This is a genomic window from Pseudonocardia sp. TRM90224 (genome assembly GCF_021245725.1).
Classification (GTDB): domain Bacteria; phylum Actinomycetota; class Actinomycetes; order Mycobacteriales; family Pseudonocardiaceae; genus Pseudonocardia.
This window is the reverse complement of the sequence record NZ_JAJGSX010000077.1, coordinates 1-21,881: the sequence shown is the minus strand read 5'-3', so window position 1 is coordinate 21,881 and position 21,881 is coordinate 1. Positions and strand designations below refer to the sequence as shown.

At 71.6% G+C, this 21,881-nt stretch carries 24 protein-coding genes; 13 read left to right on the top strand and 11 right to left on the bottom strand.

Features of this window, described 5'->3' with window-relative positions:
- Nucleotides 1-142: 142 nt before the first annotated feature.
- Nucleotides 143-304, bottom strand: coding sequence for a hypothetical protein (locus LL648_RS42445; RefSeq protein WP_232668660.1), 162 nt, complete (start codon nt 302-304; stop codon nt 143-145).
- Nucleotides 305-354: 50 nt separating this feature from the next.
- Between LL648_RS42445 and LL648_RS42440 the strand changes: the two genes are divergently transcribed.
- Entirely contained in the window at nt 355-504 is a 150-nt protein-coding gene (locus LL648_RS42440; protein ID WP_232668659.1) for a hypothetical protein, read from the top strand.
- Between the two features lie 93 nt (nt 505-597).
- Here the strand turns inward: LL648_RS42440 and LL648_RS42435 are convergent, their stop codons facing one another.
- Nucleotides 598-1,440, bottom strand: a complete 843-nt coding sequence (locus LL648_RS42435; RefSeq protein WP_232668658.1) for an alpha/beta hydrolase — start codon at nt 1,438-1,440, stop codon at nt 598-600.
- Between the two features lie 11 nt (nt 1,441-1,451).
- On the opposite strand from LL648_RS42435, the gene LL648_RS42430 reads away from it, so the two are divergent.
- The 3 genes from LL648_RS42430 (at nt 1,452) to LL648_RS42420 (ending at nt 4,708) form a co-directional block, all read left to right on the top strand.
- On the top strand, nt 1,452-2,576 hold the full coding sequence (locus LL648_RS42430) for an ArsR/SmtB family transcription factor (protein WP_232668657.1): 1,125 nt from the start codon (nt 1,452-1,454) through the stop codon (nt 2,574-2,576).
- A 401-nt stretch (nt 2,577-2,977) separates the two neighbouring features.
- The gene (locus LL648_RS42425; protein WP_232668656.1) at nt 2,978-4,003 is read left to right on the top strand and encodes an aldo/keto reductase; all 1,026 of its coding nucleotides are present in this window, start codon (nt 2,978-2,980) and stop codon (nt 4,001-4,003) included.
- Nucleotides 4,004-4,054: 51 nt separating this feature from the next.
- The gene (locus LL648_RS42420; protein ID WP_232668655.1) at nt 4,055-4,708 is read left to right on the top strand and encodes a class I SAM-dependent methyltransferase; all 654 of its coding nucleotides are present in this window, start codon (nt 4,055-4,057) and stop codon (nt 4,706-4,708) included.
- Here the strand turns inward: LL648_RS42420 and LL648_RS42415 are convergent.
- Together LL648_RS42415 and LL648_RS45645 are read right to left on the bottom strand one after the other, a co-directional pair.
- Nucleotides 4,676-5,362 (bottom strand): helix-turn-helix domain-containing protein, encoded by a 687-nt coding sequence (locus LL648_RS42415; protein WP_232668654.1) that lies wholly within the window; start codon nt 5,360-5,362, stop codon nt 4,676-4,678. The genes LL648_RS42420 and LL648_RS42415 overlap by 33 nt on opposite strands.
- Nucleotides 5,363-5,371: 9 nt before the next feature.
- The gene (locus tag LL648_RS45645) at nt 5,372-6,382 is read right to left on the bottom strand and encodes a DedA family protein (RefSeq protein WP_308190462.1); all 1,011 of its coding nucleotides are present in this window, start codon (nt 6,380-6,382) and stop codon (nt 5,372-5,374) included.
- Nucleotides 6,383-6,545: 163 nt separating this feature from the next.
- On the opposite strand from LL648_RS45645, the gene LL648_RS42405 reads away from it, so the two are divergent.
- Complete coding sequence (locus LL648_RS42405) at nt 6,546-7,511, top strand: GTP cyclohydrolase, FolE2/MptA family (protein WP_232668653.1); 966 nt, start codon at nt 6,546-6,548, stop codon at nt 7,509-7,511.
- Between the two features lie 30 nt (nt 7,512-7,541).
- On the opposite strand, the gene LL648_RS42400 is transcribed toward LL648_RS42405, so the two are convergent.
- Nucleotides 7,542-8,102 (bottom strand): CAP domain-containing protein, encoded by a 561-nt coding sequence (locus tag LL648_RS42400; RefSeq protein ID WP_232668652.1) that lies wholly within the window; start codon nt 8,100-8,102, stop codon nt 7,542-7,544.
- A 256-nt stretch (nt 8,103-8,358) separates the two neighbouring features.
- On the opposite strand from LL648_RS42400, the gene LL648_RS42395 reads away from it, so the two are divergent.
- Both LL648_RS42395 and LL648_RS44755 read left to right on the top strand, forming a co-directional pair.
- Nucleotides 8,359-10,113, top strand: a complete 1,755-nt coding sequence (locus tag LL648_RS42395) for an AfsR/SARP family transcriptional regulator (RefSeq protein ID WP_232668651.1) — start codon at nt 8,359-8,361, stop codon at nt 10,111-10,113.
- A gap of 180 nt (nt 10,114-10,293) precedes the next feature.
- A complete protein-coding gene (locus LL648_RS44755) occupies nt 10,294-10,419 on the top strand; it encodes a hypothetical protein (protein ID WP_255687557.1) in 126 nt (41 codons plus the stop codon).
- Between the two features lies 1 nt (nt 10,420).
- On the opposite strand, the gene LL648_RS42390 is transcribed toward LL648_RS44755, so the two are convergent.
- A complete protein-coding gene (locus tag LL648_RS42390) occupies nt 10,421-11,338 on the bottom strand; it encodes a LysR substrate-binding domain-containing protein (protein WP_232668650.1) in 918 nt (305 codons plus the stop codon).
- 84 nt (nt 11,339-11,422) lie between these two features.
- Between LL648_RS42390 and LL648_RS42385 the strand changes: the two genes are divergently transcribed.
- Complete coding sequence (locus LL648_RS42385; protein WP_232668649.1) at nt 11,423-12,748, top strand: aspartate aminotransferase family protein; 1,326 nt, start codon at nt 11,423-11,425, stop codon at nt 12,746-12,748.
- Here LL648_RS42385 and LL648_RS42380 read toward each other — a convergent pair.
- The 3 genes from LL648_RS42380 to LL648_RS42370 are packed head-to-tail and all read right to left on the bottom strand — an operon-like array spanning nt 12,745 to nt 15,892.
- Nucleotides 12,745-12,996 carry a hypothetical protein gene (locus LL648_RS42380; protein ID WP_232668648.1) on the bottom strand — a complete coding sequence of 84 codons (252 nt, stop codon included), beginning with the start codon at nt 12,994-12,996 and terminating at the stop codon, nt 12,745-12,747. The two genes, LL648_RS42385 and LL648_RS42380, sit on opposite strands and share 4 nt — an antisense overlap.
- Entirely contained in the window at nt 12,996-13,172 is a 177-nt protein-coding gene (locus LL648_RS42375) for a hypothetical protein (RefSeq protein ID WP_232668647.1), read from the bottom strand. The genes LL648_RS42380 and LL648_RS42375 overlap by 1 nt, the downstream gene beginning before the upstream one ends.
- Nucleotides 13,173-13,195: 23 nt before the next feature.
- Nucleotides 13,196-15,892 carry a helix-turn-helix transcriptional regulator gene (locus LL648_RS42370; protein ID WP_232668646.1) on the bottom strand — a complete coding sequence of 899 codons (2,697 nt, stop codon included), beginning with the start codon at nt 15,890-15,892 and terminating at the stop codon, nt 13,196-13,198.
- Between the two features lie 113 nt (nt 15,893-16,005).
- Here LL648_RS42370 and LL648_RS42365 point away from each other — a divergent pair, with 113 nt between their 5' ends.
- The 5 genes from LL648_RS42365 to LL648_RS42345 all read left to right on the top strand — a co-directional run bounded on the left by LL648_RS42365 (nt 16,006) and on the right by LL648_RS42345 (nt 19,743).
- Nucleotides 16,006-16,545: a dihydrofolate reductase family protein gene (locus tag LL648_RS42365; RefSeq protein WP_232668645.1), complete on the top strand. Its 540-nt coding sequence runs from the start codon at nt 16,006-16,008 to the stop codon at nt 16,543-16,545.
- Between the two features lie 13 nt (nt 16,546-16,558).
- The gene (locus LL648_RS42360; protein WP_232668644.1) at nt 16,559-18,040 is read left to right on the top strand and encodes a hypothetical protein; all 1,482 of its coding nucleotides are present in this window, start codon (nt 16,559-16,561) and stop codon (nt 18,038-18,040) included.
- A gap of 46 nt (nt 18,041-18,086) precedes the next feature.
- Nucleotides 18,087-18,662, top strand: a complete 576-nt coding sequence (locus tag LL648_RS42355) for a dihydrofolate reductase family protein (RefSeq protein WP_232668643.1) — start codon at nt 18,087-18,089, stop codon at nt 18,660-18,662.
- A gap of 40 nt (nt 18,663-18,702) precedes the next feature.
- Nucleotides 18,703-19,029 carry a DUF1905 domain-containing protein gene (locus tag LL648_RS42350; protein ID WP_232668642.1) on the top strand — a complete coding sequence of 109 codons (327 nt, stop codon included), beginning with the start codon at nt 18,703-18,705 and terminating at the stop codon, nt 19,027-19,029.
- A 66-nt stretch (nt 19,030-19,095) separates the two neighbouring features.
- Nucleotides 19,096-19,743, top strand: a complete 648-nt coding sequence (locus LL648_RS42345; protein WP_232668641.1) for a thioesterase II family protein — start codon at nt 19,096-19,098, stop codon at nt 19,741-19,743.
- A gap of 24 nt (nt 19,744-19,767) precedes the next feature.
- Here the strand turns inward: LL648_RS42345 and LL648_RS42340 are convergent, their stop codons facing one another.
- Nucleotides 19,768-20,997, bottom strand: coding sequence for an MFS transporter (locus tag LL648_RS42340; protein ID WP_232668640.1), 1,230 nt, complete (start codon nt 20,995-20,997; stop codon nt 19,768-19,770).
- A gap of 67 nt (nt 20,998-21,064) precedes the next feature.
- On the bottom strand, nt 21,065-21,838 hold the full coding sequence (locus LL648_RS42335; protein ID WP_232668639.1) for an HNH endonuclease signature motif containing protein: 774 nt from the start codon (nt 21,836-21,838) through the stop codon (nt 21,065-21,067).
- Between the last annotated feature and the right edge of the window lie 43 nt (nt 21,839-21,881).

Here is a 21,881-nt window from a genome sequence, read left to right as displayed (position 1 = left end):
CTGGTGAGGGTGAAGGACGGGACCGGGGGGAGTTCGGCGTAGGGGTCGCGCGACATCGGGTGCTCCTTCGACGATCTGCGAAGCCGGGACGGAAGATCCCGGCCGGTGGACCGCACGCTGCCGTGCACGGGTCTCACGGCGCTTACACGGCCGTGTCGCGCGAGCTCATGGAGGTGTACGGGGAGTCGGCGGACACGACCACCGTCGACGGGCCCCTGCTCAGGCCCGCGACCGGGGTGAGCGTGGAGAGATCGACCGGCGACTTGTTCGTCACGATGCCGCCGAGCATCGTGACGCTGTCCATCACCATCAGCTGGTACGCCGGCGCTCTTCGCGAACTGGGCGAGCCCGATCGTGCCACCGGCCCCGGGGACGTTGACGACCGTCGCGTTGACGGAGGCGACGTCGCACTCGCTGATCGCGTTGGCGATGCCGCGGGCCCTGGTGTCCCAGCCGCCGCCGGGGCTGCCCGGCGCCATGATCGTCAACGTCTTGCTGGGATAGGCCCTCGGCCGGGCCGCTGTCGCCGATGGCGCATCCGGCGAGCAGGACAGCCGCAGCGAACGCCGTTGTGGCTACTGCTGTTCTATTCATTGTTCACTCCTGACCCGAGAGGATCGTCGCGAAGAAGTCCTTGACCGGCGCGAGCACGTCCATCGGGCTGTGTCCCACGCCCGGTACGACGTCGAACCGCACCGTTATGCCGTTGGCCTCGAAGTTGGCCCGCAGCGCCTGCAGGCGCTCGACACGGGTGGTGCCGTGCGCGTCGGCGCCGTCCATCCAGTTGGAGTCGCCGGGGTTGTTGATCTCCCAGGTCTCGACGTCCGCGTCCCCGACCACCATTTGCACGGGCACGTCCCGCAGCTCCTCGATCCGCGGCGGGCAGCCGAACTCCTCTTCGAACCCCTTCAGCCCGGTCCACCACGGGCTGTCCGGATCGATGTAGGTGATCCGGCCGGGCGCGCCGATCGAGAGCCCGCGCAGGCGCTGCGGATGCAGGTACGCGAACCGGTGTACGAACTGGCCGCCGCCGGAGAAGCCGTGCAGCAGGAAGCGGTCGGCGGCGACGTTGAACCGGTCGCCGACCTCGTCGACCATCGAGAGCAGGACGTCGTCGAACCGGATCCCGCGGTAGCGGATGAACTTGAAGTTGTGCAGGTCGTCCGGGTCGCCGATGCCCGCGGGGAACAGCGGGGCGAGCACCAGCGCGCCGTGCTGCTCGGCCCATTCCGCGAACCGGTCGCGGTACTGCGGCCCGCGGCGCCCCGTGCCGTGCTGCAGCACGACCAGCGGCACCGGATCGCCCTCGGGATCGTGCGCCGTCGGCACGTACAGGCAGTAGGAGAAGCGCTGGTCGAACTGCGACGCGAACACGGTTGTCGCGCCAACGGAGTAGAAAGCCGTCGGATGTCTGAGGGCCGCAACGTCGTTCGCCGTCATGGGTGACGACGGTGGCCAACGGCGATCGTCCGCACAAGACGGTTGCCGCGAACGCGGTAACCTGCCTGGTGGCCGTCACGCTGATCGTGGACCCGGCCGCCACCGGTGCGGTCACGGTCCGCCGCTCGCCGTTGGCCGAGCTGTGCGCCTGCCTGCACTCCGTCGAGGAGGCGGCGCACCACCCGTTCAGCGCGGGTTGGGTCGCACGCGTGCACGCCTCGGTCGACCCGGGTCTGCTCGCCCGCGCAGCGACGTTCGCGCCGTTGTGGAGCGCCTTCCGCGCTCGCTACATGCTGCCGCTGACCGCGACCGGGAGCCGGACGATCGAGTCGGAGCTCGCGGAGCTCGCGGAGCTGGCCGCGCTGCCGATCGACGACTTCACGGCGATGACGGTGCAGGCGCTGATCGGCAAGAACAGCACGGAGCTGATGACGCTCGCTGCCGCCGAGCTGATGCCGCGCCTGCGGTTGATCTCGTCGAGCCGGTTGGCGATCGGCATGCGGGTCAGGGGTGATCCCGTCGGGTTCCGCGCGGAGCTGGTCGACTTCCTCGCGGCCTTCGCCGCCGACGCGTTCGCCGAGGAGTGGGCGCAGGTCCGCTCGATCATCGACCGGGCCGCTGCGGACCGGGACCGCGACATCCGCAGGCGCGGCCCGCAGACGCTCACCGACCTCCCGACGCACCTGCCCGGCGACGATCCGACACGGTTCGTCTTCGACAAGCTCTACGCCGCCACCGCGGAGGTGGACGGGCAGCGGCCCTGCGTGCTGGTGCCGACCGCGCACGGCCGGCCACACTTCGTGATCAAGCACTTCCCGGGCTACCCGGTGGTGGTGCAGTACAGCGCGAACGTGGCCACGGCACCGTCGGTGGAGTCGATCCGCCGCACCCTGGCCGCGTTGCTGGACCCGACGAGGCTGCAGGTCTGCTACGCCATCCTGCGGACGCCGGTCGCGACGGCAGAGCTCGCGACGCAGCTGCGGATGACCCGCCCGCAGGTCTCGCGCCACCTGCGCAGCCTGCGTGAGGCCGGGCTCGTGCACACCCACCGCAACGGCGCGGCGGTGTACTACCAGCTCGACATCGAGGCGATCGAGCGCATCGGGCCGGAGCTGCTGTCGGTGCTGTACCGCTGATCAGTTCCGCTTCTCGCCGACGAACAGCTCGAGGTGCCCGCAGTGGGCGCAGCAGAAGGCGTTGACCTGCCAACGACCCTTGCGCCAGAGCTTCGCGACCCCGAAGACCCCCCGCTCCACCGGGCCTTCGACCCACTGCGTGTCACCTTGTGCCCCTTGGCCGAAGTCGCTGAGGAACCCCGGCTTGAGCGTCGTTGAACCGCATTGACCACAGTGCATGTCGTACCCCCCGCGGACATGGCTCGCCGGGATCCTCCCGGCAGCAACAGCGATCGTCCTGGATCCACGTTTCGCCGCGATCACACAGCGCGTTCAGGGCCGGTTGCACGAGTCGAGCCGGAGAGGGAAAGGTAGGACCTCAGAGGTCGTGACCGACACGGCCTACGGAGGAGGACGACGGCATGGAGTACCGCACGCTCGGTGGCACCGGAACGATCGTGTCGACCCAGTGCCTCGGCACGATGACGTTCGGCAACGAGTCGAGCGAGGAGGTCTCGCACGCGCAGCTGGATCGCTTCCTGGAACGGGGCGGGAACTTCGTCGACACCGCCAACGTCTATTCGCGCGGCGTCTCCGAAGAGATCGTCGGCCGCTGGTTGGCGAAGCGCCCGGATGCCCGCGACCAGGTCGTGCTCGCGACGAAGGGCCGCTTCGCGATGGGCGACGGCCCCAACGACGTCGGGCTGAGCCGGGGCGGGCTCACCCGCGCGCTCGACGCGAGCCTGCGGCGGCTGCAGGTCGACACCATCGACCTCTACCAGGCGCACGCCTGGGACGCGCTCACCCCGCTGGAGGAGACGCTGCGGTTCTTCGACGACGCGGTGAAGGCCGGCAAGATCCGGTACGCGGGCGTCAGCAACTTCCTCGGCTGGCAGCTGCAGAAGGCCGCGATGCTCACCGATGTGCTCGGCCTGACCCCGATCGTCACCCTGCAGCCGCAGTACAACCTGCTGGTCCGGGAGATCGAGTTCGAGCTGACGGACGTCTGCGAGAACGAGAACATCGGGATCCTGCCGTGGTCGCCGCTGGCCGGCGGCTGGCTGACCGGCAAGTACCGCCGCGACGAGGTGCCCAGCGGCGAGAGCCGGCTCGGCGACAACCCCGAGCGCGGCATGGAGGCCTACGCGCCGCGCAACGCGCAGGAGCGCACCTGGCAGGTCATCGACGCCGTCGCCAAGATCGCGGAGTCGCGTGGGGTGTCGATGGCGCAGGTCGCGCTGGCCTGGACGGCCGACCGGCCCGCGGTCACATCGGTGATCCTCGGCGCCCGCACGGTCGAGCAGCTCGACGACAACCTGACCGCCGCCGACCTGCACCTGTCCGACGACGAGACGCAGCTCCTCGACGAGGCCAGCGAGCCGATCGTCGGCCAGTACCCGTACGGGCCGCAGGGTCGGGCGCAGCGGGCCAGTGGCCGCGAGCTCTGAGCGAGCGGTTCGTACAAGACGCGACGGCCCGGCGCGGGCGACGCTCGAAGCATGGACGAGCGTCAGTTCACCCCCGCGCTGGGTCGCGTTGCTCCCGCACGGTTCTTCGACTTCGCGGTCGCGCTGACCCGGGAACGGTTGTGGCGCGGCCTCGCGGTCGCGTATGCGGCGCCCCGGCCCGGTGACGTGGTGGTCGACGTCGGCTGCGGCACCGGGACCCTGCTGCAGGCGGTGCTGCGGGTCGAGCCGACCGTCACGGCCATCGGCGTCGACCCGGACCGCACGCTGCTGGACCTGGCCCGGCGCAAGGTGGCTACCAGCGGAGCGTCCGCCCGGTGGCATGCGGCAACGGGCGACCAGCTGGCCGGCGTCGTGGAGCCGGGATCTGCCGACGTCGTGATGTCCAGCCTGGTCCTGCACCAGTGCCCGGTGGCGGTGAAGCGGGCGATCCTCGGCTCGATGTTCGCCGCGCTGCGCCCCGGCGGCCGGCTCGTGATCGCCGACTTCGGCCGGCAGCGGACGACGCTGATGCGAACGGCGTTCCGCGTCGTGCAGCTGGCCGACGGCAAGGCCGACACCCAGCCCAACGCCGACGGGATCGTCCCGGAGCTGATGGCCGAGGCCGGGTTCGACGATGTGCGCGAGCCCGAGTGGGTGCCGACGATCAACGGGTCAATCTCGATCTACGTGGGACGGCGGCCGTAGGGCGCGCCGCACCTCCCGCGGGGTGATGCCCATCATCTCGTGCATCTGCCTGGTGAAATGCGCCTGGTCGGTGAATCCGGCGGTGGCGGCAGCGTCGGCCAGGTCCACTCCGCCGTCCAGCGCGGTGACGGCGCGCGCGATCCGCCGCCAGATGCGCCACTTCGTCAACGGCATGCCCAGCTGCTGCCTCGCCAGCGCACGCAGGCGTTGCGGCGACAGCCCGACCGTCGCCGCCAGCTCCGCCATCGTCAGATCGCGTGTGGTCGCCGCTCGCATCGCCGCCACCAGGCGCGCATCGAGGGTCGAGCTCGCCGGTCCGAGAGCCGCTCGCAGGTCGTCGGCGTGCAGGTCGACCAGGTCAGGTGCGGGGGAGATGCCGACGCCTCCGCGGGCCCGCAGTCGATCCGCGAACACGCTGTGCGGCTCGACGAAGAACGTCCGCAGCCGCGGTACGGGCAGCAGCTGGTGCCACACCATCGGTGGGACGAGCAGTGCCGCGGCCCGGTGCGTCCGCCCGGACGGCTCCACCAACGACACCTCGCCCTCGAGCGCGACGGCGACCTGGAAGGCCGCGTGGTGGTGCATGTCGCTCTGGTGGAACGGGCCGCCCTCGTGGGACGCCCACCCGTCGCCGATGACGAGTCCGCCGGCCACCAGCACAACCTACGCGGGTGGCCGCCGCACCGGCGGCTGCTGCGGCTGCGGCGGGTGGTGCGGCTGGTGCGAGTGGCGTGGCGCCGGGCGTGGGGGCACGGGTCCGCGCGGGTCGTGCTGGACGGGCCGCGGTGGCGGGCTGTGCGGGATCGGGCGCTGGTGCACGGGTCGCTGATGTGCGGGGCGCTGGGGGAGCGGGCGATGGGGTGGCCGGCCGTGCTGGACGGGGCGTTGCACCGGATACCGCAATGTGGGGTCGTCGGCTCCGTCCCAGACGGCGACAGCGGGGATCTTCTCCGTCGGTGCCTCATCGGTCTCGTCGGACTCGCCAGACTCATCGGACGTTTCGGGCTCGTCGTCCGTCTCCTCCGCTTCGGCCGCACGGCGGCGGGCGAGCACGCGGCGGACCACGACGACGGCCACCGCGAGCACGAGGAGCCCGAGCACGATCTTCGACAGGATGCCCGCGTACTGCTCGACGATGTGCCAGTTCTCCCCGAGGAAGTACCCGGCGAGGACGAACACGGTGTTCCAGATGAGGCTGCCGGCTGCGGTGAGCGCGACGAACAGCAGCGGCGGCATGCGCTCGACCCCGGCGGGCACCGAGATCGCCGAGCGCACCAGCGGCACCATCCGGCCGAGGAACACGGCCTTGGCGCCGTGGCGGGCGAACCACTCCTCGGCCTTGTCGACGTCGCGGAGGTTCACCAGCGGCATGCGGTCGACGATCGCCCGCAACCGGTCGCGGCCCAACACGGCGCCGATCGCGTACAGCACCAGCGCGCCGACGACGGACCCGGCGGTGGTCCAGGCGATCGCGGCGATGATCGACATCTCGCCGCGGGCCGCCGCGAAGCCCGCGAGCGGCAGGAAGACCTCGCTCGGCAGCGGCGGGAAGATGTTCTCCAACGCGATCGCCAGCCCGACCCCGGGCGCGCCGAGCGCGTCCATCAGCCCGACGACCCACCCGACGATCCCGTCCGGCGGCGGTACGGGGACGGGCGGTGTCGCGGCGATCATGCCTTCGAGATTAGAAGCACCCGATCGGGCGACGGATCGGGGTATTCACCCGAGTTGTACGGGGGTTTCCCGCAGGTCCGGAAACCGGCAATTCCGTGTCAGACCCGGTTGGGGACGTCCCGCTATGGTCGCTGGCGCCCGTCGGTTTCGAGTGGGGAGCAGCGTGGACGACTTCCGTGGCGTCGATCGGCTGACCAAGGAGAACGCGCAGGACCTCGACCGGTTCCTCGATCACGAGACCGACATCGCGGCGTCGCGGTCGCTCGTCCCGCTGCCGGTGACGAAAGCCGGGATCGACAAGCAGTGGGTGTCCTTCACGTGCCCGTCCTTCGTCGACCCCCGCCGCAGCATGGCCGTCTCGGGTGAGGCGGAGGCCTACGCCGCGCTGACACCCACGCAGCGTGGGGTGCACATGTCGCGGGTCGTCGAGGCGATCGCCATGACCAACGACCGCTACTGGGACTCCGTCCGCGCCTTCGTCGCCGGTGTGACGTCCGAGGTGGCCGAGCGGCAGCAGCTGGCCGAGGCGACGATGCGGTTCGTCGGCCGCGCCACGGACAACCGGCTGACGCCGGTGACCCGCAAGTGGTCGCCCGACACGTTCGACATCACGCTCACCGGCCGCTACGCGGCCGGGCGGGTGTCGGGGACGGCGACGCTTGGTGCCGCTGTCATGACCGCGTGCCCCTGCACCCAGGCGTTCAGCCGATACACGCTGATCGACCGGCTCGCCGCCGACATGGGCTTCGACGCGGCGAACGACGTCGGGTTCTCGACACCGACGTTCACGCACTCGCAGCGTGGACGGGCGACGCTGGAGCTCGAGCTCCACGAGGACGTCGACCTCTCCCACGCGTACGAGGCCATGAACAGCGCCGCGCACATCACGCACGAGCTGCTGAAACGGCCCGATGAGCACGATCTCGTCCGCCGCTCGCACGAACGTCCCCAGTTCACCGAGGACGTGGTCCGCGACGTCGTCGCCGCGTTCGTGACGAGCGCCGGCGGGCTCGCCGATCCGACCTCGACGATCACCGCCACCTGCCGGAACCTGGAGAGCATCCACAACCACGACGCCTACTCCGAGATCACCATCCCGATCGCCGACGCGCTCGCCCGCCTGGGCTGAACGCGCCGGCGATCGAGGTGGCCGACCGGCTCAGTACGGCTTCTGGCCGCTGATGTTGCCCTTCGGCGAGTAGTTGCAGACCCAGAGGATCCAGTTCTTGGTGCCCACGGTCCAGGTCGCGCGACCACACCCGATCTTCGTCGTCGCCTTCCAGACGATCTGGGTGTAGTGCTTGCACTGCTTCCCGGCGGCGCAGGAGTTGGTCGCGTAGTTGTAGAACGGCTTCTCGTTCGCCCACGAGGTGACCGGCACGGTCGGTGCCGGGTTCGGCGCGTTCGGCGTGGCCCACGCCCACTGCAGGTTCTCCCCGTACTGATTGTTCGGGCGGTGCACCGGGGCGGCCTGGCCGGCCTTCATCTTCGCGGCCTGCTGGTTGGCCCAGTCCTGCGCGACGGCGGCGACGCCGGCGTCCCACGTCACGTTCGGCATCGGGACGCCGACCTGCTGGCGGACCTGGTTGTGGGCGTTCACGGCCTGCGTGATCTCGGTCGGGTTGAGGTTCGCCGGCAGGGGGCCGGCGTTCGCGGTCGCCGGCACGCCGAACACGGCGAGCAGGAACACGAGCGGAGCTAGCAATGCGGCACGGCGCATGGTCGAAGCCCTTTCGATCGCGGATGTAGCTGGTTCGTCGGTCCGTGGGCCGTTCCCGGGCGCCCTGCGTCGCCGCTGATTTCCCCCGGTCCCCCCGCCCACGTTCGATGTCCGCCGTGGGGCGTACGTCCACTTTTGGTGAGGGCTGCCGCGCTGTCGTGAGTAGCGGACTACTCGAACGAGGGCGTCGGTCTACTCGGCCAACGGAATTGCCGCGGCTGCCGTCTACGTGGTGACGACTGAGGAGGGGGACGGTATGGGGGGCGTGGTTCGCGGTTGCGACACCGTGGAAATGGACGTGCTGGGGCAGACACAGGTGTCCCTCAACGGCGCGGTGTTGACGTTGGCGCGCCCGTTCGAGCGGGCGCTGTTCGTCCGGCTCGCCCTCGCCGAAGGCGCTCCGGTCGGCATCGAGCGCCTCATCGTCGACCTGTGGCCGGGCTGTGCCGAGGCGAAGGCGGTCGCCCGGCTGCGCGTGTTGATCTCCCGGCTGCGGGCCGCGCTCGGCAGCGCGCCATTGGTCCAGCTCGAACCGGCCGGCTACCAGCTGGCCGCGACGGCGGATCTCGACCTGCACCGTGCGCGGGCCGCGATCGCCACGATCCAGACCGCCGACCGGGGAAAGGTGATCGAAACCGCCGCTGCGGCGCTGGCGCTGTGGCGCGGACCCAGCTTCGCCGACCTCTGCCAGTTCCCCTTCGGCGCTGCCCACGCCCAGGTCTGCGACGAGCTCCGGCTCGATCTGGCGATCCACTTGCACACCGCCCAGCTGCAGATCGGCGCTGCCGCAGCGGCCGTCGGGGAGCTGACCGAGCTCGCGGCCGCGCATCCGTTCAACGAGACGGTGCAGTGCCTGCTGGCCCACGCTCTGTACGGCACCGGACGCCAGGTCGAGGCGCTGCAGCTGCTCGGGAACGTCCGCCGCACGCTCGTGGGCGAGCTCGGGGTCGACGTCGCCGCGCGCACCGCCGACCTCGAGCTGCGGATCCTGCGTCACGACCCGACGCTCCTGCAGAACCGGTCCGGCCGGCCGACGCACCGGGCTCCGACCCGATCCACCCGTCAGACCGTGCCGGCCCGCACCGGCCCGCTCGTCGGGCGTGCCGCCGAGACCGGCGAGGGGCTGCGGCGGCTCGAACGGCCCGGCCTCACGACGCTGGTCGGTCCGATGGGGAGCGGGAAGTCGCGGCTCGCGGTCGAGCTCGCCCACCGCGCCATCGCTGCGGGGCGTTCCGTCGGCTATCTCGATCTGGCTGATTCGGGTGGCGGCCACGACGTGCAGGCAGCGGCCATCGAGGCGGCGATCGTCGACGCGGTCCCGTCGGCCGATGCCGTGCTCGTGCTCGACAACGCCGAACACGTGGTCGAGGACGTCGGGCGGGCGGCCCTGCAGCTGCGACGCACAGCCCCGGCGCTGCACGTCCTGGTGACCTCGCAACGCCCGCTGCTGCTCGAACACGAGACCCAGCAGCACGTCGGGCCGCTGCCTCCCGATGCTGCGGCGGAGCTGTTCCGCCAGCACGCCGGACCGCACGTCCGGCCCGCCGACGGCGACCAGGTCCGTCGGATCGTCGAGGCGGTCGACCGGTTGCCGCTCGTGATCGTGCTCGCCGCCGCCGCGACCCGGACGTTCTCGGTGGAACAGCTCGCCGCCCGGATCGAGCACAACCCGCTGCGGCTGCTCAACATCGGCACCCGCGACGCCGGCCGGCGACACAGCAGCCTGCTCGGCGCGTTCGACCGGGCCTGCGCGCACCTCACCGCGCCGGAACGAACCGTGCTCGGCCAGATCGCGATGTTCGACCGGCCCTTCCACCTCGAAGCGGCCGAGGCGCTGGCCGCCGGGTTCGGCACACCGCCGGGGTGCGTCGCGCCGGCGCTCGCGACGCTCGTCGAGCAGAACCTCGTCGTCGTGCACCCGGGGGAGCGCCGGAGATTCGCGCTCCTCACCACCACGAGGCACTTCCTCCGAGGGCAGCGTGCCGCGATCCCCGTCAACTCCGCTGGCTGAGGAGACAACTGGGCATCCGGCAGTGGGCCGGCCAGCCGAGATGGGTGCTCATTGCCCATTTGCGACGCGTTCCCGGCCGGTAGAACGGCGGGGTGGTGATGATCCAGCGATCTGGAACGGCTGGTCGCCGATGCCCGCGCCGAGGGATTCCGGACCCTGCAGCTGGAGACGTTCACCTTCATGCAGCCGGCGCTGGCGCTCTACCGCTCGTTGGGATTCGTCGACGTCGCCGGATTCGCGGGCTCGGAGACCGCAACCGTCGGGCTGCGCGACCGGACGTGCTACCTGCAGCTCGATCTCGCGTGAGTCAGGCGGAGGTGTGCGCGGAGAGCGCCGGGATCTCCGGGTGGTCGAGCAACGCCGCGACCACGGCGTTCACCGCTGCCCGCGGAGGTGTCAGCCGCCGCACCACGATCGCGACGTTGCGGTGCACGGGCGCCGCCAGCTCGCGGGTGACGACCGCGGGGCCGGGTGCGACGGCGAGCGCGGGTAGCAGCGTGACCGAGCGGCCGGCCTCGACGTGCTGCAGCTGCAGGAGGTAATTGCCGAACCGGCACGCCACGCGGGGCTCGAAGCCGGCTTCGCTGCACAGCCGCCTGCTCAGCTCGGCCATGTACGACCCTTCCCGGTCGAGGGCCCAGGTCTCCTCGGCGCACGCGGCGAGGTTGACGACCTTGCGCCGGGCGAGCGGGTGGTCGGGTGGGAGCACCAGCACCACGGGATCGGTCCCGAGCGGGACGATCTCGAGGTCGGGGTCCCTCGGGAACTCGACGTAGTCGGTGGTCGTCACGATCACGTCGAGAGCGCCGGTGCGCAGTGCGGGCCCGCTCTCGTGCGGCTCCGCCTCGATCAGCTCGACGTGCAGGAGGGGGTGCGAGTCGGCGAGGCGAGCGGCCGCGGGGACGGCGAGCGGGTGGATCGCGCTCTGGAACACCCCGACCCGGACGGTTCCGATCGGCTCGTCGTTCAGTGCCCGCAGCTCGGCCTCCGCCTCGGCCATCCGGTCGAGGATCTCGCGGCCACGGCGGGCCAGCGCGATCCCCGCCGTGGTCAGCCGCACCCGCCGGCCCGAGCGTTCCAGCAGCCTGCTGCGGGTCTCGGACTCGAGCACGGCGAGCTGCTGCGACACCGTCGACGGGCTCATGTGCAACGTCTCGGCCACCGCGCGGACGGTGCCGAGGCTGTCGAGCAGGCCGAGCAGGCGCAACCGCCACGGGTTCAGCACGAACCCATTGTGCGATGACACCGCACAGGAGTGTCGAAAATGTGTGATGGACGCGCACTGGGCCGGGTTCGTACCGTCGCTGTCATGCCGGACGACACCCTCGCCCTCCAGCGGCACCTGGTGCGCTACTCGGGCCGTGGCACATTCAGCCCTGGGATCATCGATCGCGCCGAGGGCACCTCGGTGTTCACGGAGGACGGGCGCGAGCTGCTCGACTTCACGTCCGGGCAGATGAGCGCGATCCTCGGCCACGCGCACCCCGAGATCGTCGCGACGGTCCGCGAGCAGGTGGGCCGGCTCGACCACATTTACAGCGGGATGCTCAGCCGTCCCGTCCTCGACCTCGCCGAACGGTTGACGGGGACGCTGCCGGCCCCGCTGGACAAGGCGATGTTCCTGACGACGGGCGCCGAGGCGAACGAGGCCGCGCTGCGGATGGCGAAGCTCGTCACCGGCCGGCACGAGATCGTCTCGTTCGCGCGGTCGTGGCACGGGATGACGCAAGGCGCTGCGAACGCCACTTACGTCGCAGGTCGGGCCGGGTACGGGCCCGCCGCGCCCGGCAACTTCGCCCTGCCGGTGCCCGACCGGTTCCGGCCCGGCATCGTCGATGCGCAAGGCAACCTCGACTGGCGCCGCCAGCTCGACCTCGGCTTCGACCTGGTCGACGCCCAGTCGGTCGGCAGCCTCGCGGCGTGCCTGGTCGAGCCGATCCTCAGCTCCGGCGGGGTCGTCGACCTTCCGCCCGGCTACCTCGCCGCGCTGCGCGACAAGTGCCACGAGCGGGGCATGCTGCTCATCCTGGACGAGGCGCAGACCGGGCTCTGCCGCACCGGCGACTGGTACGCGTTCGAGCGCGACGGCGTCGTGCCGGACATCCTCACCCTGTCGAAGACGCTCGGCGCGGGGCTCCCGCTCGCCGCCGTGCTCACCAGCGCCGAGATCGAGCGGGAGGCGCACGACCGCGGGTTCCTCTTCTTCACCACGCACGTCAACGACCCGCTCCCGGCCGCTGTCGGCCGCACCGTCCTGGACGTGCTGGCCCGCGACCGGCTCGACCTGCGCGCCCAGGAGCTGGGTGACCGGCTGCGCGGAGGGCTGGACGAGATCGCGGCGCGACACCCCGTGATCGGCGACGTCCGTGGGCGCGGACTGCTGGTCGGCGTGGAACTGGTGACCGACGGTACGGGTGGAGACGTCGACGCGCTCGGCCTCGCCGTCACCCGGAGCTGCGCGGAGCTGGGCCTGCACATGAACATCGTGCAGCTGCCGGGCATGGGCGGGACATTCCGCATCGCCCCTCCGCTGACCGCCACCGACGCCGAGATCGACCGCGGTGTCGCCGTGCTCGACGAGGCACTGACGGACGTGACGAGCCGGGCCGGGACGGGAGCAGCCGTGCCCGTCTAGCGGCGGGCTACCCCGGCTGCGGTGTCGGCACCGGTCCGGCGATCGCGTCGGCGAGGTCGCGTGCCATCTGCTAAGTGCTGGCAGGTGGCGCGCACGGTCTCGACGACCGCCATGTGCACCTCGTCGAGCACCCCCGGCGCCACCAGGGTGTCGGCGAGCAGGTTGACCTGCAACGCCATGCCGGGCCGCACGTCGGAACCCCAACGGATGCCGGCGATGGCGACGCCCGCGTCGAGCGCGGGGCGCATCAGCCGCCGTCGGCGGCGGCGATCGACGCCACCATGTCGGCCGCGGCGTGGTCGCGGATGCGCGGCTGGATCTCGACGCCCAGGACGACCCCGGTCACCAGGTGGGCGATCGGGGAGAACAGGAAGCGGACCGCGTCGAGGTTGGCGTAGTCGGCGGCCCGCGGTTCGGGGCGCATCGCAACGGCTGGTGAGACGATCTTCAGACGGCCGTCCGGCTCAGGGCCGCCAACTCGGTGCGGTTGGCGACGCCGAGCTTCGCGTAGATGTGCGCGAGGTGGGTCTTGACGGTGCTGCGGCTGATGAACAGCCGGGCGCCGATCTGCGGGTTGTTCAACCCGGCCGCGGCGAGCTGCAGGACGCTCAGCTCCGTCGGGGTGAGGCTCGCCCAGCCGGCTGTCGCGCGGCGGTTGGCGCCCCGGTTGCGGCGGACGTACGCGACGGCGTCGTCGAGGGTGAGCGTGCTGCCGGCGGCCCACGCGGTGGCGAACTCCGGGCCGAGGCCCTGCTGGAGCCGGCCGACCAGCTCGTCGTGATCGCGCTGCCGGGCGACGGTCCGGGGATGGCCCATCGCGGCACGCGCGACGGTGCACGCGGCGATCGCCCGCGCCGCGTTCGGGTCCGGCAGCAGCGGTGCGATCGCGTCGAGGGCGTCGGTCCAGGACGTCCGCAGCCCGTGGTCGACCCGGATCGTGAGCGACTCGTGGTGCAGGTCGAGATCGCCGCGCAGCAACGCCTGCTGTTCCAGCGCGTCCGCGAGGACCCGGGGCATGCCGAGCCCACGCGCGAGCTCGACGGCCCGGTCGAGCTCGCGGCGGGCGTCGTCGGCGCGGCCGGCGCGACGCAGCGCTTCGCCGTGGCCGGTGTGCAGCCGGGCCGCGAGGTAGGTCGGCGCCCCTGAGGCCTGGCGGACGCCGCTTTCATATCCGCGCAGCGCCGCGTCGAGATCACCCCGTGCGACGTGCAACTGGGCGAGCGTCAGCGTCAGTCCTGGGACGAAGACGGTCTCCGTAGCCGGCTCGACGAGCGCCAGCAGCGGACGGAGGGCGTCGTGCGCGGCGTCCAGGTTGCCCGAGGCGGTGTGCGCGGCCGCCAGCGCGCTCCGGGCGATGCCGACCCGCAGGAAGTCGCCGAGCGGCTGGGCGAGGTCGAGCGCCTGCTCGGCGAGGTCGCGGGCGGCCGCGAGCCGCCCGCACACGAGCGCACCCTCGGACAGGTACGCCAGCGTGGTCGATCCGATCCCGCGGTGCAGGTCGCGCAGGTCGACGAGTGCCGCCTCCAGCAACGGGCGGGCCTCGTCGTGCCGGTCCTGGTGGTGCCGGATCATCCCGCGCAAGGCGAGCGGCGCGGCCGCGAACAGCCGGTCGCCCGCGACGCCGGCCGCCTCGCCGGCTTCGACGGCGAGCTCCCACGATGCGTCGAAGTCGGTGTAGAAGAGGCCCACCGCCGAGAGCGTCAGGCACTGGCTGCGCAGGCCGTCGTCGCCGTGCGCGGTGGCGAGTTCGAGCGCCCGCTGGGCGACGTCGTACTCCAGGTCGAGCGGGCTCGCCGTGTCCGCGACCAGCGCCAACCCGGTGAGTAGCCGCGCCTGCAGCACCGTGCGATCCGAGTGGCCGCGATCGGTGGGTGCGTGATCGATCGCGCGGTGCAGGAAGAGAATCCCTTCGCGCCCGTGCCGGTTCAGGTGCCAGAGCCACGCCAGCTCGGCGGCGAGGCGGCGGCCCCGCTCCGGATCGGGTGCGGCGAGCCCCCACTCCAGCGCTGCGCGGAGGTTGTCGTACTCGCGCTCGACCCTGGCCCGCCAGCTGTCCAGCCCGCCCGCTTGCACCGGACGAGCAGTGGCGACGGCGAGGAAGTGGTCGAGGTGGCGGTCGCGCGTGCGGTCGCCCTCACCGGCGTCCCGCAGGCGGTCGGCGGCGTACTCGCGGATCGTCTCCAGCAGCCCGTACCGGGACGTGCCGCCGCGGGTGTCCGCGACGACGAGCGACTTGTCCACGAGCCGACCGATGCTGCCGAGCACGTCGCCGGGACCTGCAGCCCCGTCGGCGCATACCGCCCGCGCGGCGTCGAGATCGAACCCGGCGGGGAACACCGCGAGCCTGCGGAAGACCGCCCGGTCGAGCTCGTCGAGCAGGTCGTGGCTCCAGGCGATGGACGCCGCCAGCGTCTGCTGGCGGGCCGCAACACCGCGCGGGCTGCGGATGAGCAGGCCGAACCGGTCGTCGAGGCCCTGCTCGATCTGCTGCGGGGTCAGCGTGCGCAGCCACGACGCTGCCAGCTCGATGGCGAGCGGGATGCCGTCGAGCCGCGAGCACAGCACGCTCGTCGCCGCGGCGCCGGCGTCGTCGAGGGTGAACTCGTGGCGCACCTGGCGGCCCCGCTCGACGAACAGCTGCTTGGCCTCGTCCGCGCTCAACGAAGGCACGCGCCACACGACCTCGCCGGGCACGGCGAGCGGTTCACGGCTCGTGGCGAGCACCGCGGTGCCGGGACACGACCGCAGCAGCGCGCCGGCCAGCTCGGCGACGGCGTCGAGCACGTGCTCGCAGTTGTCCAGGCAGATCAACGTGCCGCGGTCACGGAGCTGCGCGGCGAGCGACCGCGCCGGGCCCTGTCGGGGCTCGACGAGCACCTGCACCGCCGCCGCGACCGCCTCACCGACCTGCGCCGGATCGGTGACGGTCGCCAGCTCGACCCACCGGACCCCACCCGGCCGGAGTGCGACCTGCGTGGCGGCGACCTCCATGGCGAGGCGGGTCTTCCCGACGCCGCCGGTGCCGATCAGGGTCACCATCCGGGCCGCGTCCAGCAGCGCCCGCACCTCGGCGACCTCGGCCTGCCGGCCCACGAAACCGGTGAGTTGACCGGGCAGGTTCGTCGGATGCGGCTCGGCAGTCATGGCGCCGGCAAGTCTGCCACCCCCGCGCCGGATCTCCGCCACGTGGCCGATGGATCCCGCCCGCCGTCGCAGCAGGCTTCCAGCAGCACCCCGGACTACACAGGAGCTGCACGATGGGATCGGTTGTCGCCACCATGTCCATGTCGCTCGACGGGTTCGTCGCCGGCCCGGACGACGAGGTGGACGACGTGTTCGCGTGGTACGGCACCGCGCCTGTGATCGAGCCGTGCCCGACCGGCGCGTTGATCTGCGGCCGCAGGCTGTTCGAGCTGACCGACGCGTGGGGCGGTCGGCACCCGATGGGTGCGCACGTGTTCGTCGTGACCCACCGGGTGCCCGCCGGGTGGCCGCGTGCCGGGGCACCGTTCACCTTCGTCACCGACGGGGTGGTGAGCGCGGTGCGGCAGGCCAAGGAGCTGGCCGGCGACCGGGACGTCGCGCTCGCGACCCCCACCATCACGCGGCAGTGCGTCGATCTCGGGCTGGTCGACGTGATCGCGGTCGACCTGGTGCCGCTGCTGCTCGGTGAGGGCATCCCGCTCTTCTCGGGGCTGGCGAAGGCGCCGGTTGCGCTGGACACCCCGACCGTCCGCGAAGCCGAGGGTGTCACGCACCTGCGGTTCGCGGTCCGGAACCGACTCCCCGCCCGTTGAAAGGACGACGACCATGGCGAGCGATCAGCTGCCGGGACCGCTGGCTGTCTCGGCGGAGAACCCGCGCTACTTCATCCGGCGGTCGGACGATCCAGCCCGCCCGCGGGCCGTCTACCTCACCGGCTCGCACATCTGGGACAACTTCCACGACGGGATGGGCCCCGGCGCCGACGCACCGACCGAACCCGAGTCCCGTGACTTCGACGCCCACCTCGACTTCCTCGCCGAGCGTGGCCACAACTTCATCCGGCTGTGGCGCTGGGAGCAGTTCAAGTCGCAGGCGGCCGGTGGCAGCTACCACCTGAACATGAGCCCCCAGCCGTGGGCGCGCAGCGGCGGGGGAGCGGCGAAGGACGGCGGTCCGACGTTCGACCTGTCCGAGTTCGACGCCGCGTACTTCGAGCGGCTGCGTGATCGGGTCCGTCGCGCCGGCGAACGCGGCATGTACGTCTCGGTGATGCTCTTCGAGGGTTGGGCGCTGCACCTGAGCCCGGCGCCGGACAACGTCGAGGGGCACCCGTTCCACGCCGCGAACAACGTCAACGGCATCGGGATCACCTCGATCGTCGACCACCAGGTGCTCCCGCTCGCCCCGGCCGTGCAGGCGCTGCAGGAGGCGTACCTGCGACAGGTCCTCGACACCGTGCACGACCTGCCGAACGTCCTCTACGAGGTTTCGAACGAGTCGTGCGGCGGCGGTGCCGTCACACCGGAGATCAGCGAGGCACTCGACGTCCCGGCCGACACCGACTGGGGCGACTCGACGGCGTGGCAGTACTGGGTGATCGAGTTCGTCAAGCGGTACGAGCACGAGCGGGGCTACGAGCCGCGTCCGATCGGCATGACGATGCAGTTCCCGGTGCCGGTCCAGTCCAAGGTCAACGACCCGCTGTTCGACGGCCCCGCCGACTGGATCTCACCCGGCTACGACGACGAGGCCTTCAACGACGGCGGCCACCCCGCCGGCCCGGGCGGCCCGCCGTCGCGCTGGTTCCAGGACCCGCCGCCCGCCGACGGCCGGAAGGTCGTCATCAGCGACACCGACCACTTCGCGCCGGGACAGGGCGACGCGCTGTGGGCGTGGAAGACGTTCCTGCGCGGCCACCACCCGATCCTGATGGACTTCGGGCTGATCGACGAGGGCACACCGACCGCCGACTCGCCGTTCGAGCCCGCCCGGCACGCGATGGGCGACACGAGGCGCCTCGCGGAGCGGGTCGACCTCATCTCCATGATCCCGAGCGGCGACCTCGCCTCCACCGGGTACGTGCTCGCCGTTCCTGGTCGGGAGTACCTCGTGCTCCAGCCAGCTGGGAACGGCGAGCCGTTCACCGCCACCTTGGGGGCCGGCACGTACACCGCCAACTGGTTCGACGTCACCGAACGGGCCGAGCACGCCGGGCCGGACGTGACCGTCGCGGCCGACAGTCCCGTCCCGTTCGCGGCCCCACCCACGATCACCGGCCCGGCCGTGCTGCACCTGCGGCGCGCCTGAGATCCACGCCTGAATTCCCCGGGTACACCACAACGAAGGAGCCACCATGAACCGCCTGATCGTCTGCAACATCATGTCCCTCGACGGCTTCTACGCGAGCAGCGAGGGCAACCCGCTGGTGCTGCCCATGGACCCGGCCTTCGACAGCTACAACCTGAGCTTGTTGCGTACGGCCGACGCGTTGCTGCTCGGCGGCAACTCCTACCGGATGATGATGCCGTTCTGGCCGGCGCAAGCGACCAACCCCGACGCGGGGGCGGTGCACAAGGAGTTCGGGAGCATCTACAGCCGGATCCCGGTGCACGTGGTCTCCGACTCGCTCACCGCCGCCGACGTCGCGCCCTGGGCGGAGCGGACGACCGTCGTCCGCCGTGACGAGGCGGTGGCGCGCATGAAGGACCTGAAGGCCACCGGCACCGTCGTCTCCTTCGCCAGCCGGATCACCTGGAACGCGCTGCTGGCCGCCGGTGTCGTCGATGAGCTGCACCTGATCATCGGCGCGACCGCGCTCGGCGCGGGCACCCCCGCCTTCGCCGCGCCCGCCGGTGGCCTGACCTGCACCGGTGTCGAGCAGCTCGCCGGCTCGGACAACTTCGTGGTGCGGTACGCCCTCGGCGGGTGACGCGCGGCCCCGCCACGACCCGGCCGATAGTGTCCTCGGTGTGGATCTGGAGTTCAGCGCCGAGCTGTGGGAGTGGCGGGGGCCGGCCCCGTACTACTGGCTCACGCTCCCCGAGGATGGCTGCAGCTACGTCCGCGCGGAGGCCGCCATGGCCACCTACGGCTGGGGCGCGATCCCGGTGCGGGCCCGCATCGGCGGCACAGAGTGGGAGACCTCGCTGCTGCCCAAGGACGGCGGCTACGTGCTGCCGATCAAGAGCGCCGACCGGACCGCGGAGCGGGTCAGCCAGGGCGACACGGTTGTGGTCGCGATGAGCGTCGCTCCCCGCGGCGGCCGGCAGGCGAACGGGAGCGGCCCGACCTGCTGAGCTGTGCCCATCTCGGCGTTCTGCCTCGTCGATCGCCCAGACCCGGTGGAGCCGGACGGATCGATCGTGACCCACGCCGATCTGAGTGGTGTCGCCCGCGGATTCAACGAGATCGTCGTGGACGGCCGCGGCAACGCCTACGTCAACGGTGGCAACTCGGACCTGATGGCCGGTGAGGAGTTCACGCCCGGGATCGTCGCGGCGGCCTCGGTGGCGACACTGCTGGACCGGCCGGTGGCGCTGTTCGGCCACAGCCTCGGCGCCGTCGTCGCGTTCGAGGTGGCGACGCGGCTGCGCCCGGGCGCCGTCCAGCATCTGTTCGCGTCGGCCCGCAACGCTCCGCACGACACCACGGTCGTCGGCGACGTTCACTTGCGGGACGATGCCGGGCTCGTCGCGGAACTGCGCAGGCTCGCCGGCACCGACGGCGGCGTGCTCGACCATCCCGATCTGCTCCCGCTGGTGCTGCCCGCGGTCCGTGCCGACCACCAGGTGATCGAGACCTACGTCGGCGCACCGGGCCGCGCCGTCGACTGCCCGATCACCGTGCTGGTCGGCGCCGACGACACCGAGGTGACCCCGGCCGAGGCAGCGCTCTGGGCGGAGTGCACACACGACCGGTTCGAGGTGCTTACCTACCCCGGCGACCACTTCTACCTCGACGACGTGCGCTCCGACGTCATCGCCGCCGTGGCGGCTCACCTGCGTCGCTGATGGAGGACTGCAACCGGGCCGCCTTCAACCGCAAGGCACTGGCCGAGCAGCTGCGGACGCAACCGGCTCGGTAGCCGGGGCGGCGAGCCGGCCGGTCGCCCACGCGACGGCGACGGCTCCGACGCCGATGGCGGCCCCCATGATCACGGCGGCGGAGACGGAGACGGCGTTGATGGCGATGCCGCCGGCGAGCGCGCCAGCGGCGACACCCAGGTTCGCGGCGGACGCCGGGAGCGACTGCGCCAGCGCGCCGCCGGGCCCGGCCAGCTCCACCACGCGGTACTGGAGTGATGGCACCATGGCCGCGGCCGTCGCGCCCAGCACCATCAGGACGAGTGCGACGAGCGCCGGGACGGGTCCGGCGAAGTGCAGCATCAGCAGCACCCCGCTGATGCCTGCGGTGGTGACCAGCAGCGTCCGTGCGGCATCCCGGTCGGCGAACCGGCCGCCGATGAGCGCGCCCACGGCGTCGGCGCCGCCGTAGAGGAGGAGGAAGACGCTGACGAGTGGCCCGCTGATGCCCGTGACGCTCTCCAGGAACGGCACGATGTACGTCACCGCGGAGTACAGGGCGGCGAACACGAGCACGTGCAGCGCCAGCACGGCCAGCACGCGCGGGGAGAAGGCGTGCCGGGCGAGGTCGCCGGCGCCGCTGGTCGAGCCGGGCAGCGACGGCGCCAGCACCGCGAGCGCAACAACCGCGGCAACGCTCAGCGCCGCCACCGCGGCGAACGCGCCGCGCCAGCCCAGCGCGTGCCCGATGAGCGTCCCCAACGGCACCCCGAGCGCACTGGACACCGCGAACCCGCCGAACACGGCCGAGATCGCCCGCCCCTTCCGCTCCGGCTCGACGATCGACGTGCCCATCTCGAACGCCGCGGCGATGACCAGCCCTGCCATCGCCCCGGCAACCACCCGCAGGCCGATGAACATGGCGTAACTCATCGCAGGCACGAGGACCGGCAGCACCATGGCGACGGTCGCGACCGCCAGCGCGCTCAGCAGGACCCGCCGCCGGTCCCACCGGATCGTCAGCGCGGTCAGCACGGGCCCACCGGCCGCAACCCCCAGCGCGTAGGCCGTGACCAGCCCACCCGCCGCCGGGATCGTGATCCGCACGTCCTCCGCGATCCGGTCGAGCAGCCCGACGACCAGCATCTCGGCACTGCCGAGCACGAACGTCGCGACGAACAGCGCCGCGAGCACGCGTCCGACCCGCGGCGGCGTCTGCAACGGTTCAGGTGTGGTGAGCATGGCTCCTCCTCCGGTACGGACTATAGCAACTCAGTGGTTGCAACTGTGTAGCAACCGCTGGGTTGCGTCAACTCGGAGGGGTGTGGGCGTGGTGGCGTGGTCGTCGTCGGCGCGGGACCTGGTCGGGGTCGACGTACCTGGGTGGGATGAACTCCGGTGATCCATCCGCTATCCGGACTATCCATTCAGTGGAATGAATCTCCCGGTGATGCATCTTGCAAAGCATCACGAGGTTGTTGATTTCGGTTGGTCCGCCGTTCTGCCATTCGGCGACATGGTGGATGTCGCACCAACTCGCCGGGCGGCCACATCGTGCGCATCCGCGGTCACGGGCGGCGACGGCTCGTCGCATTCCGTCGGGAATCACGCGGGAGAGGCGGCCGATGTCGAGGGGTTGGCTGGCGCTGTTCATGACGATCGGGATGACGGCAGCGTTGCAGGCAAGCTGGCGCAGGTCTTTGGTGCTGATGTGGCCGCCGAAGTCCAGGATCGCGGTCCGCACTCGGGTTTCCAGCTCGGCGAGCGGGATGTGCACGTTGAGGTGTGGCCGGTGCCCACCGGACTGCGGGACATCGCCGTGGTCCAGCACATACCCGCAGACATCGGCGAGGGCTTCGGCTTGGCGCTGTTTGCTGCTGCGCTGGTCATCCGCGCCGGCCGGCTTGGACTTCGCGTCGATCAGGGTGGCGATGGTGGCGAACAGGACCGCGTTGTCGAACCGGCCCTTGATCACGCCGCCCGGCCGGTCCGGGTGCGGGGTGACCGTCAGCTCGTTGACCTCGGAGTCGGGTCCGTCGTCGGGTTCGGGTCCGTCCTGGTCCAGACCGCGCACGACGTCCATCCCGAACTTGAGAACTTCCGACGGCCGGTTGAGCAGGGCGTAC